The sequence below is a fragment of the Bifidobacterium criceti genome (assembly GCF_002286935.1).
In the GTDB taxonomy this organism is placed as follows: domain Bacteria; phylum Actinomycetota; class Actinomycetes; order Actinomycetales; family Bifidobacteriaceae; genus Bifidobacterium; species Bifidobacterium criceti.
This window is the reverse complement of sequence record NZ_MVOH01000014.1, coordinates 109,553-127,758: the sequence shown is the minus strand read 5'-3', so window position 1 is coordinate 127,758 and position 18,206 is coordinate 109,553. Positions and strand designations below refer to the sequence as shown.

The 18,206-nt window shown below is 61.8% G+C and carries 16 protein-coding genes; 12 read left to right on the top strand and 4 right to left on the bottom strand.

All coding sequences use genetic code 11. The annotated features are described in order from the left end of the window. Positions 1–38: 38 nt before the first annotated feature. The 3 genes from B1526_RS06145 to B1526_RS06135 form a co-directional block, all read right to left on the bottom strand. Positions 39–1,010, bottom strand: a complete 972-nt coding sequence (locus tag B1526_RS06145) for a GIY-YIG nuclease family protein (RefSeq protein ID WP_095615190.1) — start codon at positions 1,008–1,010, stop codon at positions 39–41. Positions 1,011–1,055: 45 nt separating this feature from the next. After that, positions 1,056–1,700 carry a hypothetical protein gene (locus B1526_RS06140; RefSeq protein ID WP_235607071.1) on the bottom strand — a complete coding sequence of 215 codons (645 nt, stop codon included), beginning with the start codon at positions 1,698–1,700 and terminating at the stop codon, positions 1,056–1,058. A gap of 98 nt (positions 1,701–1,798) precedes the next feature. After that, a complete protein-coding gene (locus B1526_RS06135) occupies positions 1,799–2,224 on the bottom strand; it encodes a protein-(glutamine-N5) methyltransferase (protein WP_095615189.1) in 426 nt (141 codons plus the stop codon). A 180-nt stretch (positions 2,225–2,404) separates the two neighbouring features. On the opposite strand from B1526_RS06135, the gene B1526_RS06130 reads away from it, so the two are divergent. The 12 genes from B1526_RS06130 to B1526_RS06075 all read left to right on the top strand — a co-directional run bounded on the left by B1526_RS06130 (position 2,405) and on the right by B1526_RS06075 (position 17,283). Next, entirely contained in the window at positions 2,405–3,886 is a 1,482-nt protein-coding gene (locus B1526_RS06130; RefSeq protein WP_095615188.1) for a hypothetical protein, read from the top strand. Between the two features lie 14 nt (positions 3,887–3,900). Next, positions 3,901–4,710, top strand: coding sequence for a hypothetical protein (locus B1526_RS06125; protein ID WP_095615187.1), 810 nt, complete (start codon positions 3,901–3,903; stop codon positions 4,708–4,710). 147 nt (positions 4,711–4,857) lie between these two features. Beyond that, entirely contained in the window at positions 4,858–6,453 is a 1,596-nt protein-coding gene (locus B1526_RS06120) for an alpha-amylase (protein ID WP_095615251.1), read from the top strand. Positions 6,454–6,658: 205 nt separating this feature from the next. Then, positions 6,659–7,525, top strand: a complete 867-nt coding sequence (locus B1526_RS06115) for a helix-turn-helix domain-containing protein (RefSeq protein ID WP_157908706.1) — start codon at positions 6,659–6,661, stop codon at positions 7,523–7,525. 50 nt (positions 7,526–7,575) lie between these two features. Continuing rightward, a complete protein-coding gene (locus tag B1526_RS06110) occupies positions 7,576–9,237 on the top strand; it encodes a CTP synthase (protein WP_095615185.1) in 1,662 nt (553 codons plus the stop codon). Positions 9,238–9,401: 164 nt separating this feature from the next. Beyond that, entirely contained in the window at positions 9,402–11,003 is a 1,602-nt protein-coding gene (locus tag B1526_RS06105) for a L,D-transpeptidase (protein ID WP_095615184.1), read from the top strand. A 218-nt stretch (positions 11,004–11,221) separates the two neighbouring features. Continuing rightward, complete coding sequence (sufB, locus tag B1526_RS06100) at positions 11,222–12,703, top strand: Fe-S cluster assembly protein SufB (protein ID WP_327078358.1); 1,482 nt, start codon at positions 11,222–11,224, stop codon at positions 12,701–12,703. A gap of 3 nt (positions 12,704–12,706) precedes the next feature. Next, positions 12,707–13,933: a Fe-S cluster assembly protein SufD gene (sufD, locus tag B1526_RS06095; protein WP_095615182.1), complete on the top strand. Its 1,227-nt coding sequence runs from the start codon at positions 12,707–12,709 to the stop codon at positions 13,931–13,933. Next, positions 13,934–14,713: a Fe-S cluster assembly ATPase SufC gene (gene sufC / locus B1526_RS06090; protein WP_095615181.1), complete on the top strand. Its 780-nt coding sequence runs from the start codon at positions 13,934–13,936 to the stop codon at positions 14,711–14,713. It abuts the gene before it with no gap. Positions 14,714–14,760: 47 nt separating this feature from the next. Then, on the top strand, positions 14,761–16,032 hold the full coding sequence (locus B1526_RS06085) for a SufS family cysteine desulfurase (protein WP_095615180.1): 1,272 nt from the start codon (positions 14,761–14,763) through the stop codon (positions 16,030–16,032). Between the two features lie 89 nt (positions 16,033–16,121). Further along, positions 16,122–16,667 (top strand): Fe-S cluster assembly sulfur transfer protein SufU, encoded by a 546-nt coding sequence (gene sufU / locus B1526_RS06080; protein WP_095615179.1) that lies wholly within the window; start codon positions 16,122–16,124, stop codon positions 16,665–16,667. Positions 16,668–16,716: 49 nt separating this feature from the next. Further along, on the top strand, positions 16,717–17,283 hold the full coding sequence (locus B1526_RS06075; protein ID WP_095615178.1) for a metal-sulfur cluster assembly factor: 567 nt from the start codon (positions 16,717–16,719) through the stop codon (positions 17,281–17,283). 36 nt (positions 17,284–17,319) lie between these two features. On the opposite strand, the gene B1526_RS06070 is transcribed toward B1526_RS06075, so the two are convergent. Further along, a complete protein-coding gene (locus B1526_RS06070; RefSeq protein WP_095615177.1) occupies positions 17,320–18,195 on the bottom strand; it encodes a TrmH family RNA methyltransferase in 876 nt (291 codons plus the stop codon). Positions 18,196–18,206 lie beyond the last annotated feature (11 nt).

Here is an 18,206-nt window from a genome sequence, read left to right as displayed (position 1 = left end):
AGGCCTCACCATATTCGGCTCGCAAGTGGCCGCGGCATTCAGTCCGTGCCGGCGTCCTCACCATCGGCGGTCCTCTTCCATTGCGCCGGCGAATTGTATCCGTGCGGATCGTCCACGCCGGCGTGGCGCACCGAGCTGAGCGTGTCCATCCACCAGTGTTCGCGTTCGATCACGGCACGGTTGGGGACACGTGGGTCAAAGATGTCGAGAATCGAATACTGGAAATACTTCTCGATGTAGCTGGCGCCATGTTCCGCGACGAGTTCCTTGAGCAGTATATTCCCGCCGGTGTGGTCGCCGCCCACATATTCTTCCCATCGGGAGAGCAGGCCTTGTGAACCGCCGTTGTGGCTGTATGCGGAGCCGACGTAGTGCCAGCCTGTGCGCGTATCGGTTTGCAGATACACAGCACTGATGCTGCTCAGTGCACCACGCCATTCGTCGTTGTGCACCGCCGCGGCCAGCTCATCGAATGAGAGGCGCACATTGGCGTAGCCGGGGAACGGCATGGCGGAGACGGGGGATTGGGCAATCTTTTCCACGATCATCGTGTCCATGAATCGATGACGCAAATTCTCGTTGCCCATGTTGTTGACCAGCTGCATGGAGCCCTTGCCCTTGCGATAGGTGACAACTGTACGGGCTTCGAATGGCTGGAAGCGCTCGATACTCTTCCAACCATAGATTTCGCGCTCGCCCTCAACATGCGTGCCAAGAATCTCATAAGCACCGACAAACAGCCAATGCGTGGGTGGATTTTCGTTGCCGTCGAGCTGAATGAACTGCAGTACCTTACTTTGGGGCATATTACCGTTGTTGCGCCCGCCACTGTTCCAACGGCGTGTGAACACCCAGTTCATGAGCTCGTCGTGCTTTTCGTAATACAGCGTCATCACATCGAACCAGTTGGCGCTGCTTTTATTTAACCTGATCAAGTAGTGGGAGAGCTCTTCCTCGCTGATGCCCATCATCTCAAAGAAGTTGATGGTCGGTATGGAATGTTTTGCCATGGTGTTTCCTTTCCTCAAATGGTTTTCCGCAAATGCGTCAAGAGGTCATTGGGGGATGCATGCAGTCGCTGCGGCGCGGTATGCGGTATGCAACGCATCGGCGCCTTGTCGCATCGTCTCAAACCATTCATCGTTGACCGTGAATATCGGCGATTCGAACAGTAACAACTCAAACGGGTTTGACCTGTACAGGGCGTCTTGAAATCCCCGCAGTGAATCCTGCAATGTGGGAATCCGGTCGAGGCACAACGTGGGAACGGGTCTGGCCGTATCGTTGCCGAACATGATGGCAATTCGTTCACGGTCAATGGACACTGCATCATGCGATGCGCGGATCGTTATTTCGAGCAGCTGAACCGTCTGCCAGAGTCTGTCGATGGCCTCGTCGTAGATGTTGATGCCTTGCTCGTTGTCGATGAGCTCGCGGTAGAACGGTTTGCCGTCCACGCTCACAATGTTGAACTCACGAAAATCGCTGCTTGGAATTCCTGTGGCATGAAGATGTCCGATTGACATGAAGGGAACCGTTGTGCGCGTGTGTACGCCATGCAGAGGAGAGGGGACGTGCCAGTTCGACCATGCGAGTGTGGAGAACCAGTGGTTGATCGCTCGCTCCAGTATGTGTGCGCGTGCCGGTGCGGGAACGCCGATGTTCTGCAAAATGTGATAACGGAACCCAAGTGTGGTCATAGGTGCCTTCTTCGACGCACGGATACATTAGCTTTGCAACATGATATCTTATATAAAAGATAAAGAGATTAGAGGCATGCGTCATTGTGTTTCGTGTTTCATTTGCGGTTGAGCACCTTGGTGTCGGCGCTGACGTCCTCAGGGGCAATAATGGCGCGCTCGTCGAAATAGGCGATGGGGTTTTTCGAATCGTTGCGCTCCAATGTCTTGCCGATCCATGGATGGTAGTGCTCGCCGGCGAGTTCGCCAAGGAACCTCATGCGCATGTCCTCGCGCTTGACGATGCCTTTGATCTTGGCCACGCAGACCACAATGTTGTCGGGGTTGAGCACGATGCCGATGTCGCAGCGCACCGCACGGCCAGGCTCAAGTTTCCACCATCCGGCGCTGCAGGCCCAGATCTCTTCCTCGCTCATGCCAGGTTCCCAGCCGATGGCTGGGATGATTGTGCCTTCGTAGTCTGTTTCCTTGTAGTCCAGTATCTTCCGGGGTCCGATTTTCATGGTGACGATTTCAGCCATCATCGTCCTTCCGTGCAAAGTGTTTCGTATCCTTTTTACCAAGATGGAACAACATTCGCGGTATGTACATGTGGGTGAACCGTGTGTCGGCTTGACGCGTGTGATGGCTGGCCCTATCCTGAAACGTAACTTGTTATCTTATATAAAAGATAAAGAGTGGGAGAGGGAATGGCACGTAGGCATATGGAAGTCGGTGACGTCGTTGTCGTCGACAATGAACGAATTCACGCTCTCGGTGTTGTCGAGAAGATCTCCGGTGATCCGGATCTTACCGGAGGATTGGGGAATGCCGACACAGGGAATTGGGCATACCTCATCCGCGTTGTGCTCGGTAGGAAACGGGCGGATGGTTCGTCGTTGCCGTCTGGTGACGAGGTCTGGTTGGAGGATGACCCATGGCAGGTCCATATCGATGGCGAGGATGGGTTCACGTTGCCTGAATCGTTCCTTGGCGAGAATGTCGTCGATGCGCTTGGACGTTCGGGGGTAACGCGCAAAGCCCTTTCTGACGAGCAGGTGGCGACCGCTCATGCACGTCGTCGTCGTAAACGAGTTGCATCAATCGTCATCGCCATCATCTGCGTCATTGCGGTCGTGTCGGGTGCGATGGCCTTGGTGAGGCATCACCGGCAGCAGGTGGCTATGCAACGACAGCAGGAAGCCGCACAGCGGCAGCGCGAACGGATGCAGGATCTCATCGACAGCACTGATTCGTATGTGGTGGAGTTGATTAGGAACTGTGGTGATCTGCCGACGATCGACGCGGCATATGGAACGGAATATGCTACGGTTACGTTTCCTGCTGATGCGGTGGACTGGAATACGTTGGGATGTATGGTCACATCGATGGGGGAGGAGGATACGGGAGCCAACAGATACGCCCTGTGGACCGGACTCATTGGCAGCGTGTCCACAATGCTGGCTACCAGAGCTGACCTGAAGTCGGCATCCTGGAGAACGGTGATGGATGTCGAAGCTCGATGCGCCACGGGCATGGACGGTGGGTTTTTCTGTGACGTTCGCAGTGGGGACGAATCGTACGGCGAAGATGATTCGAACGATACCCCCTCTGAGGATGGGTCGGCGTCAAGCGAACCGTCATCAAGTCCAGCTGATACCACTACCGGTGGAGCACAACAGGCCGCCGGCGAATTCAATCCGGACAATGTGCGCGGCAGATGGTGCAGGAAAGACGGCACCACCTGCGTGATCATCACACCGCAGACCGAAGGGAAGGCCACACCTCTGGTTCTGGATACATCGCAGATGGGGGAGGAGAATCCGTTGCCCAGCGGCCAGACGACCACGCTGATGGGGTACAACTACCAGAGCCAGCCAAGTGCGTCGGACACCGAACAGCAGCTGCGCATGATTACCCAATACTCCTATCGCATCGATTGCAGTATGTATGGAGACGAACCTTGTGATGGCACCACATTGCATATGGCGGATATGGCTGTAGGCGGCACCCCCGGAACCGGCGTCAAATTCGAACAGAATCCACTTGCGGTGACTCGCGTGGGGCCGACCAACGAGCTTCCCATCCAAGGCCTTGATGAATCGAACCCTCCGGAGCATGTGGCCTATCTCATCATTCAGCCATACGGACAGACTCCGGACAACAGCGTTTCTGATGATACTGTGTTCTATTCACGGCTGACCTAAGGGGATGAACGGCAATGACTCGCAGGACCATGCACATAGGCGACCTTGTGGTTGTTGACAACGCGCAACTATCGATGCTCGGAGTGGTCATGGACACCTCCGCGAACCCGACACTCACTGGAAATGTCGCGCAGAACGGTGCGCCTGCCTTCCGCATCCATGTACTGTGTGGGACGCGTCACGAATCAGGCGCCGGCTTGGCGATGCATGATGATGTGTGGATTCGCGACAATCCCTGGCATGTGCACATCGATGGAGTGGATGGCTTCTCCCTTCCTGAAATGTATCAGGGAAGCCATGTGCCCACTATGCTCGCCAATGCCGGAATACGGCGTCATCCGGCCGCTGGGATAAAGCATGCGACGAACACCGCCGAGGCACGACAGTGGCGAAAACACATCGTCATCATCGTCGTGTGCGTAGCCGTCGTCGCAGCAGCCATATGGATATGGTATCGCTATGAGCACCGTACGGAGGTGGATCCATCTATCCCATTGTCTCAGTCGTATATCCGCAATTGTGCAGAATATATATCCGACCGTTCGTGGATCAAACCACAGTGGAACGGAAACGGCGTGGCTGTCGAAATGATAGACAGCGCAATGTATCCGGGGCTTGCCAGGGATGACGCCGATTCGAAAGCCTATGAATGCTTCGCCCGGCAGATCGGGTATACGCAAGGTGAATCGGGATTCATTAATGAGATGACATTGGCGACATCGTCGAACTATCATCTCATCAATGACACGTTCGTGATGGTTTGCGCTGGGAGCAGGGAGGCGGGCATGATAACCTGCGGAGTATTCAACAGGGCCTTCCCCTAAGATTAGGCCTGTGTCGCTTCACATGGTATGTGCGCGATGGGCATCCTGCCGGTGAACGGGTGCCATTATCGGGCAATGTCGAACACTACGCAATGATTTACAGTGGAAGCGTAGAGAATTCATGCGGCCGTGATCGGAGCAGGGAACATGAGGAAGAACCATACACTCACGCGTGCGTTTGCGGCGCTCGCATGCGCGGCGGTCGTGTGCGCGGCACTGCCGGCGTGCGGTGCGAAGGACACCGGCAGCACCACGCTGCCGGAGAGGACGGACGTCGAGGTCATCGCATTCCAACAGCCGTGGACGTCGATCGCGAAGGAATGCACGTCGACCTACGGTCCCGAAGGCGTCGCCTACGTCGAGGTCTCGCCGCCGCAAGAGACGGTCCAAGGCACGCAGTGGTGGACGAGCTACCAGCCGGTGAGCTACAAGCTCGATTCGAAACTCGGCACCGAAGCCGAATTCCAGGACATGATCGACGAATGCGCGGCGGCTGGCGTCGGCATCATCGCCGACGTCGTCCTCAACCATACGACGGGCGCGGCCACATCCGGCACGGACGGTTGGAAGGAAGGCACGGCCGGGTCGCGGTACAATCCGGCGACCGGGCAATACCCGGCGTTCACCGACGCGGACGGCCAATACCCCGACGGTGTGGATGCGAAGGACTTCCATGACTACGACAACGGCGCGAGCATCAACGGCTACCTCGACCAGCAGGAAGTGCAGGAAGGCCGCCTGAGCGGCATGTGGGACTTCGACACATCGAGCGAGAAGGTGCAGGACATCCAGTCCGGCTACCTCGCGAAGCTCTACCGGATGGGCGTCAAGGGCTTCCGCATCGACACCGTCAAGCACATCAGCAACGAGGACATCAAGGGCATCAAGGACAGGATGGCCCAGAAGGTCGGCAAGAATCCCGACGACATCTTCTGGATCCAGGAGGTCATCGGCAACGCGGCCGAGGCATCCGGCATCCAGCCGAAGAACTACTTCGACACCGGAACGGTCACACAATTCGCGTACGCCTCGAACCTGAACTCGGCGCTGCGCGGCGACGTCTCATCCCTCACGGACCTCGCGGAACGGCTCGGTGACACCAAACGCAACCCCTTCGCGATCCCATCGAAGGACGCGAACGTGTTCGTGACGAACTGGGACACGGCGAGGAACGACGGCCAGGCGATCACCTACAAGGACGGTGCGCTCTACCCGCTCGCGAACGCGTTCATGCTCGCGTACGACTACGGCACGCCACGGTTGCTGTCCGACTACCGGTTCTCCGACCACGATGCGGGCGCCCCCGGTGCGACCGACACGTCGGTGCCCGCCGTCGACTTCGACGAGGCATGCGCGACCGATGACGGCGATTGGAACTGCCAGCAGCGTTGGACGCCGACGCGTGGCATGATCGCGTTCCACAACCATGTGCACGGCACGAAGGTCGAGGACATGCAGGAACCGACTGCGTCCGTCATCGCGTTCTCACGTGGCGACAAAGGCTTCGTCGCGTTCAACAACGGCGACGACGCATACGAGCATGAATTCACGACAACGATGCCCGACGGCGAATACTGCGACGTCTACGCCGTGCAGGACTGCTCGAAGACGGTGCGTGTGCGCAAAGGGCACGTCCATGTCACGATCGATCCGCAATCCGCCGTCGCATTGTATTCGGGCGCGACGAAGCAGACGCATCCCGCATCCGACACGGCCGTCGACCCATCGACACGCCGCCACTGAACCATTGGAACGAAGCCGATGCCACGCATCGTAGCATCCGATGTGCGTGATGTCGGCGTTCGTTGCTTGTTGGCAAAGCCACGATGCCGTTAGCGTGGGGCCACGAAGTGGCACGCGTTATCAGGGCCGCGGGGCATCGTCACGACACCGCAATGGTACCTCCGCCGAAGGGGCGTGCCTGGACAAGGAACACAAGGAGCGGCATATGGAATTCACGACACGGCTCAAGGACCTGCGCAGGCAGGCGGCGCTCTCGCAGGAGCAGCTTGCGAACCGCATAGGCGTCTCGCGGCAGGCGATCACGAAATGGGAAAGCGGCGCGGGGCGGCCCGAAATCGAGAACCTCGTCGCGCTCGCCGACGTGTTCGCCGTGAGCGTCGACTCACTCCTCGGCGTCGCGGACACGTCCGGTGGCGCGGCGGCGCGCGAATACCGCTACGAAAGCGCGACGAACTACGACATCGACGGCGCGAAGCATTTCGACATCGACTGTGGGTCGCTCTATGCTGTGACGATTCGCGGCTACGACGGCGAGCAGCTGCGCGTGCGCGTCGTATCGAACACGGTCGCCGAACTGGTGCGCCATTTCAAAGTGTCGATCGACGACCGTTCCAAACGGCTCGACGTCGTCGTCAAACGGGGGAGCGGCATAAGCGAGACGCTCGCGAAGGACGACGTCTCAGTCATCCTATGGATCCCGCAACGCTACGTGACGACGATGGAATGCGCGGCGAAGGCCTACGAGGCGCACGTGCGCGGCCTGTCATGCGACGGCCTTGAACTCGACGTGCGTACGCAGCGCCTCGACCTCGACGACGTGCACGGGCATGTCGAGATCAACTGCAACCTCGACATGGAGATCGACTGCCTGTCACTCGACGGACGCGTGGACGTCAACCAGTTGTCGGCGACGTCGCGCATCAGCGTCCCGAAAGGCACGCCGGTCGCCGTGCTCACCCATGGGCTGCGCACGCGCACGATCGTCGGCGGTGGCGTGCACGTCGACGAGGACGCGGCGAACATCGTCGAACTCAACGGCGTGGCGAGCGAGCTCATCATCGAAGGAAAGTGAGGTTGTGGACCGCTCCGCCATGTCACGGCGGAGCGATACCATGAAGACCCATGGCTAGAAGACAACATGGCAATGCTCAGGAACACGTCACGAAACACATCTTCGTCACCGGAGGCGTCGTCTCCTCCCTCGGCAAGGGTCTCACCGCATCATCCTTGGGCCGTCTGCTGCGCAGCCGCGGCATCCGCGTCCTCCAGCAGAAACTCGACCCCTACATCAACGTCGATCCGGGCACGATGAACCCGTTCCAGCATGGCGAGGTCTATGTGACCGAGGACGGTGCCGAGACCGATCTCGACATCGGCCACTACGAGCGTTTCCTCGATGTCTTCCTGTCGCAGAAGGCGAACGTCACGACGGGGCAGATCTACCAGGAGGTCCTGCGCAAGGAGCGCGCGGGCGAATACCTCGGCCAGTGCGTGCAGGTCATCCCGCACATCACGAACGAGATCAAGTCGCGCATGCGCGCCCAGGCCTCCGACGACGTCGATGTCATCATCACCGAGATCGGCGGCACCGTCGGAGACATCGAATCGCAGCCGTTCCTCGAGGCCGCGCGCGAAGTGCGCCGTGAGCTCGGACCGGAGAACTGCATGTTCATCCACGTCTCGCTCGTCCCGTACATCGCGGCCGCCCACGAACTCAAGACGAAGCCGACGCAGCATTCCGTCATGATGCTGCGCCAGCTCGGCATCACGCCGGACGCGCTCGTGCTGCGCTCCGACCGTCCGCTCAACCAGGGCATCAAGGACAAGATCTCGCTCATGTGCGACGTCGACCCCGAAGGCGTCGTCAACTGCGTGGACGCCGCAAGCATCTACGACGTGCCGAAGGTGCTCTTCGACGAGGGGCTCGACACGTATGTCGTGCGCGAACTCGGACTGCCGTTCCACGACGTCGACTGGGACGAGTGGGAGGACCTGCTCGAACGCGTGCACCATCCGAAGCACGAGGTCAACATCGCGATCGTCGGCAAATACATCGACCTGCCGGACGCCTATCTGTCCGTGACCGAGGCGATCAAGGCCGGCGGCTTCGCGAACTGGGCGAAGGTCAACGTCAAATGGGTCGCGGCCGACCGTTGCGAGACTGAGGAAGGCGCCGCAGCGGCGCTCGACCAGATGGACGGCATCGTCATCCCCGGTGGTTTCGGCATCCGTGGCATCGACGGCAAGATCGGCGCGCTGCGCTACGCGCGCGAGCACAAGTTGCCGGTGCTCGGCCTGTGCCTCGGCCTGCAGTCGATGGTCATCGAATACGCGCGCGACGTGCTCGGCATCGAGGACGCGGGATCGACCGAGTTCGATCCGGACTGCCCGAACCCGGTCATCGCGACGATGGAGGAGCAGAAGGACATCGTCGCCGGCAACGGCGACATGGGCCACACGATGCGTCTCGGCTCGTACCCGGCCGACCTGCTCGAGGATTCGCTCGTCGCGCGGCTCTATGGCACGACGCACGTGACCGAACGCCACCGCCACCGCTATGAGGTCAATGTCGCCTACAAGGACCGTCTGCGCGAAGGCGGACTCGTCATCTCCGGACAGAGCCCGGACGGCGAACTGACCGAATTCGTCGAACTGCCGCAGGACGTGCATCCGTTCTATGTCGCGACGCAGGCGCACCCGGAATTCAAGTCTCGCCCGACGAAACCGCACCCGCTCTTCGCCGGTCTTGTCAAGGCCTCGCTCGAGCACCAGGCGCAGCGCTGAGCGGACCTGCGCGATGCTTCCGCAGACGGGGCGCCGCACATCGGCCCCGTTCGTGGAAGTTTCGTGCAGATATGGCACCCATTGTGGTCGTGGACATGGCATTGTTCACGACCTTCCTCTATTGTTGAAGCGAATCAACGGATTTTTTTGTGCAAGGGAAACCAATGTCTTTTTCCAATGGAAACCATGGCGTCGGCGGTGATGGGGAAGGCCTGTTCGCGCCCGCCACGCAAGGCGTAGGGCGGCCGGCCGGTGCCGATGTGGACGATCTTGAGATCGCACGCAAACCGCAGCAACCCAAGAAGCGCCGCATATGGCCATGGATCGTGCTCGGCGCGGTCGTGCTCGCGGGGGCGGCGGCCACTGGGACGTATGCGTATTTCCAAAACCGCGCGCTTCCCGGCACGACGCTCTGGGGGCATTCCGTCGCAGGCAAGGACGAAAGCCAGATCGCGCGGATGATCGACGACCAGGTCGCATCCGTATCCGTCCCCGTGAGCTATGAAGGCACGACCGCCAATGTCACCGCGGCCGACCTCGGCATCGATGTGGACGCGGACGCGATCGCGAAGCAGGCCGTCGACGCCAAGCGTGACGGCAGCGTATGGACGCGGTACATGCCGTGGGACAAGAAGGATGTGGATCCGCAGATCACCCCCGAGACCGATGCGTCCGTGCTCGACGCGAAACTCGGCACGAACAGCACGAAGCCGGTCGATGCCTCCCTCAAGCTCACCGACGACGGCGCGCACGTCGAGACGGTCTCCGGCGCGGACGGGTCGGGCGCGGACGCGAAGGACGTCGCCGACGAGGCCGTCAGGACGATCACGTCGCTTGGCGGCTCCACCGCGAAGACGGTCGAACTCACGATGGACACGATCAAGCCGACCATCGACGACGCGACCGCCGGCGAGGCGAAGGAGACGCTCAACAAACTCATCGACGGCAACGCCGGCATCGCGATCGGCGACGAGAAGGTCGCGAGCTTCGGCGCCAAGGCGCTCCTCGACTCCGTACGCATCGAACCGAACAAGGAATCGACGCTCAAGGACGGCGAGTCGCGTGACGGCGTCGTCGTCTACGATGCGGCCAAACTCCAGAAGCACTACGACGACGACATCAAACCGCACTATTCGTCGACGAAGGAGGACCGCGAAGTCATCGTCAACAACAACGACGAGGAGATCAAGGTCATCTCCGAAGGCCACGACGGCGTCACAATCAAGGAAGGCGCCGACGCGAACGTCGGACAGCAGGCCGCCGAGGCGTTCGCGAATGGCAAAAGCGACGTGCAGGTGGACGGCGACGTCGACAAGATGCAGGTCAAGAAGACGAAACGCCACATCATCGTCGACATGTCCGACAAGAAACTGTACTTCATCGAGAACGGCAAACAGATCAAGGCGATCAATGTGCTCGTCGGGCAGGACAACAACGACACGACGGGCGCGTGCGAAGGCGACTTCTGCACGCCGACGGGCGATTTCAAGATCTTCCGCAAGATGGAGAACGAGACGATGCGGGGAAACATCAAACTCCCCGACGGCCGCGTCGAGAAATGGGACATCCCGAACGTCGGGTTCTCGAACTACTTCACCGATGACGGCTGCGCGATCCACCGCATCGCGACCTCGGCGCCCGTCAGCAACGACGAGCTGACATCGATGGTCAACCGCACGCATGGCTGCGTCTCACTCGGGTGGGACACGGCGCAGTCGCTCTACGACTTCGCGCCGCTCGGCACGACCGTGCACATCCAGCTGTGACCACTGGGGGGCCACGCAGGCACCTCGCGCGACGCCGTGGGCGGCCGGAACCGATGCACGTTCGGTTCCGGCCGCCCACGGCGTATCCGCGCCGATGTGACGACAATCTCAATCCGCGTCGGCGAACGGCACTGGCGTGTCCATACGTCGTCCGTTACCATGTAATGCGGAACAAGACCAAGGCAAACGAGAGGCGGCGACCTGTGGCAGACGACCAGATGCCCAACGCAGCGAACGACGTGGAGATGAATCAGTATGTGGCTGATCGCGGCCGCGTCAACGAGGACAAGATACGACAGGACGACGAGATCATCGAACAGTTCGGTGAATACTCGTATGGATGGCACGATTCCGACGCCGCCGGCGAAGCGGCGAAGAAAGGCATCGACGAGCACGTCGTGCGTGAGATCTCGGCGGACAAGCACGAGCCGCAATGGATGCTTGACATGCGCTTGCGCGGCTACAAGGCCTTCGTCGAACAGCCGATGCCGAAGTGGGGCGTCGACCTGTCCGGATTCCACGCCGAGGACTTCAAATACTACGTCAAGCCCGTCGGCAAGCAGGCGGCGAGCTGGGAGGACCTGCCCGACGACATCCGCGAGACCTACGACCGGCTCGGCATCCCCGAGGCCGAGAAGAGCCGTCTCGTCTCCGGCGTCGCCGCACAGTACGAATCCGAGGTCATCTACAATTCGATCCAGGAGGACCTCGCGAAGCAGGGCGTCATCTTCGTCGACACCGACACGGCCGTGCGCGAATACCCGGACCTCGTCAGGAAGTACTTCGGCACGGTCGTGCCGCCCGAGGACAACAAGTTCGGCGCGCTCAACACCGCCGCATGGTCGGGCGGCTCGTTCGTGTATGTGCCGAAGGGCGTGCACGTCGACATCCCGCTGCAGGCCTACTTCCGCATCAACACGCCGAACATGGGCCAGTTCGAACGCACGCTCATCATCGCCGACGAAGGCTCGTACGTGCACTATGTGGAAGGCTGCACCGCGCCGATCTACTCGACCGACTCGCTGCACGCCGCGATCGTCGAGATCATCGTCGAGAAGAACGCGCGCGTGCGTTACACGACCGTGCAGAACTGGTCGAACAACGTCTACAACCTCGTCACGCAACGCGCCTATGTGCGCGAAGGCGCCACGATGGAATGGGTCGACGGCAACATCGGCTCGAAGGCGACGATGAAATACCCGGCGTGCATTCTCGCCGAACCGTATGCGAACGCGTCCACGATGTCGCTTGGCTTCGCCGGCCAAGGCCAATACCAGGACACCGGTGCCAAGATGATCCATCTGGCCCCGCACACGAGCTCGACGATCGTGGCCAAGTCGATTTCGCGCGGCGGCGGCCGCAGCGCCTACCGCGGTCTCGTCAAGATCGTGGACGGCGCGGAGGGCGCCAGCTCGAATGTGGTGTGCGACGCGCTGCTCGTGGACGATTTCTCACGTTCCGACACCTATCCGCATGTCGACGTGCGCGAAGACGACGTGTCGATGGCCCACGAGGCGACGGTGTCGAAGGTCTCGGAAGACCAGTTGTTCTACCTGATGAGCCGTGGCATCGAAGAAAAAGAGGCGATGGCGATGATCGTGCGCGGCTTCGTCGAACCGATCAGCCGTGAGCTGCCGATGGAATACGCGCTTGAGCTCAATCGCCTTGTCGAACTGCAGATGGAAGGATCGGTGGGCTGACCGATGGCAGACCGCAAAGAAATCAACATCCCGGTCGCGGATCCGAACGACCCGTACGCTGTGCCCGCGGCGATGCCGTCGAGCGCGGACACGAACCCACGCTCGTTCGACCTGGCCGATTTCGCCGCGCCGACGCGCAAGCAGGAGGATTGGCGCTTCACGCCGGTCGAGCGCATCCCCGAATTCTTCGACCCCTTCACACCGAGCGGCGCGACACGCATCTCGGTGAGTGCGATCGACGGCTCGCCGCTCGACGCCGACGACGTCGATGTACGCGAGACGACGCTCGGGGAGGACCTGTCCGGCACCGTCGGCAAGCCGAACGACCGCGTCTCGGCGGTCGAATGGAACAGCGCGACACGCGCATGGGTCGTCGAACTCAAACGCGACACGCAGCGCCCCGTGCTCGTGCGTGTGCACGGCGCGGGCCTCGACCTTGACGCGCTCCACTTCGTCATCGCCGCACGCGACGGCGTGCACGGCGACATCGTCATCGAACACGACGGCGACGCGCGCCTCGCCGAAGGCGTCGAGATCGTCACCGGACGCGACGCGCACATCAGCACGACGTTCATCCAGGAATGGGGACCCGTCTCGAAACACGTCGCGAACCACCGCATCCATCTGGGTGCGGAATCGTCGCTGCGTCACTCCGTCGTCACCCTCGGCGGCGCGTTCGTGCGCATCCGCATCGACCAGGACTTCGGCGGCGCGCACGGCGACGTCAACATGCTCGGCATCTACTTCGTCGATCCCGGAGAACACATCGAACACCGGACGATGGTCGTGCACAACCATCCCGAATGCAAATCGCGCGTCGTCTACAAAGGCGCCCTGAGCGGCAAAGACGCGCATTCGACATGGGTCGGCAACGCGCTCATCGAACCGACCGCCCCCGGCACCGACTCCTATGAGCTCAACCGCAACCTCGTGCTCACACCGGGCGCCGTCGCCGACTCCGAACCGAACCTCGAAATCGAGAACGGCAACATCATCGGCGCTGGGCACGCGAGCTCCGTCGGCCGTTTCGACGACGAGGAGCTGTTCTACCTGCAGTCGCGCGGCATCCCCGAGCCCCAGGCGCGCAAACTCGTCGTGCGCGGCTTCTTCGGCGAACTCGTCGAGGAGATCGGCATCGACGAACTCGCGGACCATCTGATGAACGCGATCGACCGCCGTCTGGCGCGCGGAGAAGACGAAGCCATGCAAACCGTATTGGAGGAGAAGTAAATGCCCACGCTCGAAATCAAAGACCTCTACGCATCGGTCGAGACGAAGGAAGGCCGCAAGCAGATCCTGCGCGGCGTCAACCTCACCGTCAACTCCGGCGAGACGCACGCGATCATGGGGCCGAACGGCTCGGGCAAATCGACGCTCGCCTACACGCTCGCGGGACACCCGAAATATGAGGTCGACTCCGGTGAAGTCCTCCTCGACGGCGAGGACATCCTGATGATGACACCCGACGAGCGCGCGAAGGCGGGCCTGTTCCTCGCGATGCAGTACCCGGTCGAGGTTCCCGGCGTCTCGATGACGAACTTCCTGCGCACCGCGAAGACCGAGATCGACGGCAGGGCGCCCGCGATCCGCACCTGGACGAAGGAACTGACCGAGGCGATGCGCCGCCTCAAGATGGACCCGAAGTTCGCGACGCGTTCGGTCAACGAAGGCTTCTCCGGCGGCGAGAAGAAACGCGCCGAAGTGCTCCAGCTCGAACTGCTCAAACCGAAGTTCGCGATCCTCGACGAGACCGACTCAGGACTCGACGTCGACGCGTTGCGCATTGTCTCGGAGGGTGTCAACCGCGCGAAGGAGGCGAACGACTTCGGCATCCTCATGGTGACGCACTACACGCGCATCCTCAAATACATCAAGCCCGACATCGTCCACGTGTTCGCCGACGGCCACTTCGTCAAGACGGGCGGCCCCGAGCTCGCCGACGAACTCGAGGAGCGCGGCTACGACGAATACCTGCCGGAAGGCTCCGATTCCGAATCGGCGCTCGCCTGAGCAACGATCCGGATATCCCCGACACCCATCGACGGAAGGAACGACCAGTGATGGACTTCAGCGCGATACGCTCGCAATTCCCGATCCTCGGCCAGGAGATCAACGGGCATCCGCTCGTCTACCTCGACAGCGGCGCGACCGCGCAGAAGCCACAATGCGTCATCGACGTGGAAACGGCGTTCTATGAGACGGACAACGCGGGCGTGCACCGTGGCGCGCATACGCTCGCGTCGCGGGCGACCGTCGCGTTCGAGGAGGCGCGTGCGAAAGTCGCGCGCCTCGTCGGCGCCTCAAGTGAGGAAGGCGGCGAGGAGCTCGTCGTGACGATGGGCGCGACCGATGCGCTCAACCTGCTCGCGACGGCGATCGGCAACGCGTCGCTCGGCCGCGGAGGCCCCGAAGCCGAACGCTTCGCGTTCAAGCCGGGCGACGAGATCGTCGTCTCGCGCGCCGAACACCATTCGGTCCTGTTGCCGTTCCAAGAGCTCGCCGCACGCACGGGCGCGACGCTCACATGGCTCGAACTCGACGAGGACGGCCGCATCATGGCCGACCTTGCGGATGAGACGATCACCGAACGCACGCGCATCGTCGCCGTCACACACATCGGCAACGTGACCGGCGCGATAACCGACATCGCGCCGATCATCAGGCGCGCGCACGACGTCGGCGCGCTCTTCGTGCTCGATGCGTGCCAATCGGTGCCGCACATCCCCGTCGACTTCCACGCGCTCGACGTCGACTTCGCTGCGTTCAGCGCGCACAAGATGTACGGACCGACAGGCGTCGGCTTCCTCTACGGCAAGCGCGCGCTCCTCGAGCAGCTGCCGCCGGCGCGCTTCGGCGGCTCGATGGTCGAACTCGCCTACATGGACAAGCCAGCCCTCTACATGGCGCCGCCGGCGCGCTTCGAAGCGGGCACACAACCGGTCGCGCAGGTCGTCGCCGCAGGCGCCGCCGCGGACTGGATGATGGGCATCGGCATGGACGCGATCGCCGCGCATGAGCGGACGCTGACGGAGGAACTGCTCAAGCTCGGACGCATCGACGGCGTGCGCATCCTAGGACCCGAAGGAAACAAGGACCGGATCGGCACCGTCGCGTTCGAAATCGACGACGTGCACCCGCACGACGTCGGACAGTACATCGACGCGCAGGGCATCGCGATTCGCGTCGGCCACCACTGCGCGCAGCCGATCCACCGTCATTTCGGCGTCTTCGCGTCGAACCGCGCGTCCAGCGGCGTCTACAACACCGTCGACGACGTGCACGCGCTCATCGAGGCCGTCGAAGGCGTGCGCCCATTCTTCACACGCTGAACGCACTCCATACGGGAATACGGCACCCCGGCCACCGTGTTGGCTCGGTAGGACACGCGCGGTGCACCGCGCAACGGAAAGGAACGGACATGGGCGACACGAGCAACGCCGAACTCGAACAGATGTATCAGGAGGTCATCCTCGACGCCTCACGGCATCCGCACGGCAAAGGCACATTGCCCGCGGCAGACGATGACGCGACGATGGGGGAGTCGCATGTCGCCGCCGCGCATGAATCGTGTTCGACGGCCCGGTCACATCAGTTCAATCCCACATGCGGCGACGAGGTCACCGTGCACGTCGAAGTGGGGCGTGACGAGCCGCACCGCATCGATGACATCGTCTGGGACGGCCAGGGATGCTCGATCTCACAGGCGAGCCTGTCGATTATGGTGGACCTCGTGCAGGGGCTCACCGTCGACGAGGCGATGCATCTGTCCGACGAGTTCCATGCGCTCATGCAGTCACGTGGCGTGGGACTCGACGATGAGGCGGCGATGGACGAGCTCGGCGACGCGACCGTCTTCCAAGGTGTCTCGAAATACCCGATGCGCATCAAATGCGCGCTGCTCGGCTGGGAAGGGCTCAAGGATGCGGTCGCGAAGGCGCTTGCCGCGCAGCGGGAACCGGCATAGCGGCACCCGGCGCATCAATCGGAACATTTTTCAAGGAAGGACAACGGACATGGGCGACAATCTCGTACCGGAACCACAGGCGACGATCCTCGACGCGGTCAGCAACGTCGTCGGTGACGAGGCGACGGCGGAGGCGATCATCGCGAATCCGTCGCTCGCGAAGGACATGCATGCGCACGGCGAGGACGCGGGGATGCAGGACGGCTGCTGTGGAGGCCATGTCGGCGACGGCCACGCATGCACATGCCACGAGGACGGCATCGCAATCAAAGGCGTTGACGAGATCGGGCGTGCGACCGCCGAGGACGTCAAGGAGGCGCTTCATCAGGTCATCGACCCAGAACTCGGCATCGACGTCATCGACCTCGGCCTCGTCTACGGCATCGAGATCGACGAATTGGGACGTGCGATCATCACGATGACGCTCACGACGCCCGCATGTCCGCTCACCGACCTCATCGAGGACGAGTGCGCGAGCACACTCGCCGGACTCGTCGAGGAATTCCGCATCGACTGGACGTGGACGCCGCGTTGGACCGTCGACAAGATCACGCCCGAAGGACGCGAACAGCTCGCCGCATTGGGCTTCAACCTCGACATGATGCCCCGGTACTGATCCGCCCCATCAGGGCCCTTTGCGCGCGCCGCGCGCTCATACGCGGCGCCGGTCGCGCGTGCCGTAGAACGCGACGGCGCTCGATGCGGCGACGTTGAGCGAATCGACGTCATGGCTCATCGGGATCTTGACGGTGAGGTCGGCGTTCGCGATCGTATGCCGTGACAGGCCGTCGCCTTCCGTACCGAAGATGAGCGCGAGCCTGTCCACGTATGGCGCTTCGGGGGAGTCGCCCTCAAGGCGCGCGACAAGGTCGTCGAGTGATATCGAATCATCGGTGAGCGCCATTGCGGCCGTCGTGAACCCGAGCCGATGGAGCTCGTCAAGGCCCTTCCACGGCCAATAGTGGACGTCATCGCCGCCGATGCGTGTCCACGGCACCTGGAAGACCGTGCCCATCGACACGCGCACGGCGCGCCTGTACAACGGATCGGCGCATGATGGCGTCACGAGGACGGCGTCGACGTCGAGTGCGGCGGCCGAACGCATGATCGCGCCGACGTTCGTATGGTCGACGATGTTCTCGAGGACGGCGATGCGCGTCGCGCCACGGCACACCTCCTCGACCGACGGCAGCGGCCAGCGGCGCATCGCGGCGATCGCTCCGCGGTGCAGCCTGTAGCCGGTGAGCCGTTTGAGTTGCTCAGGGGAGGCGACATAGACGGGGACATCATCGCCCCATTGTACGTCGATCGACGCGAACGTGTCCGCCATCCCCTCGATCCACGGTTCCTCGACGAGGAGCGACAATGGCTCACGTCCCGCGGCGAGTGCCCGGGTGATGACTTTCGGCGATTCGGCGATGAACACGCCTTTCGCCGGTTCGAGACGGTTGCGCAACTGCAGCTCGGTCAGGTTCGTGTACACGTCGACACGCGGATCGTCGACGGAATCGAGATGGATGAAGCGCATGGCGGCCCTCC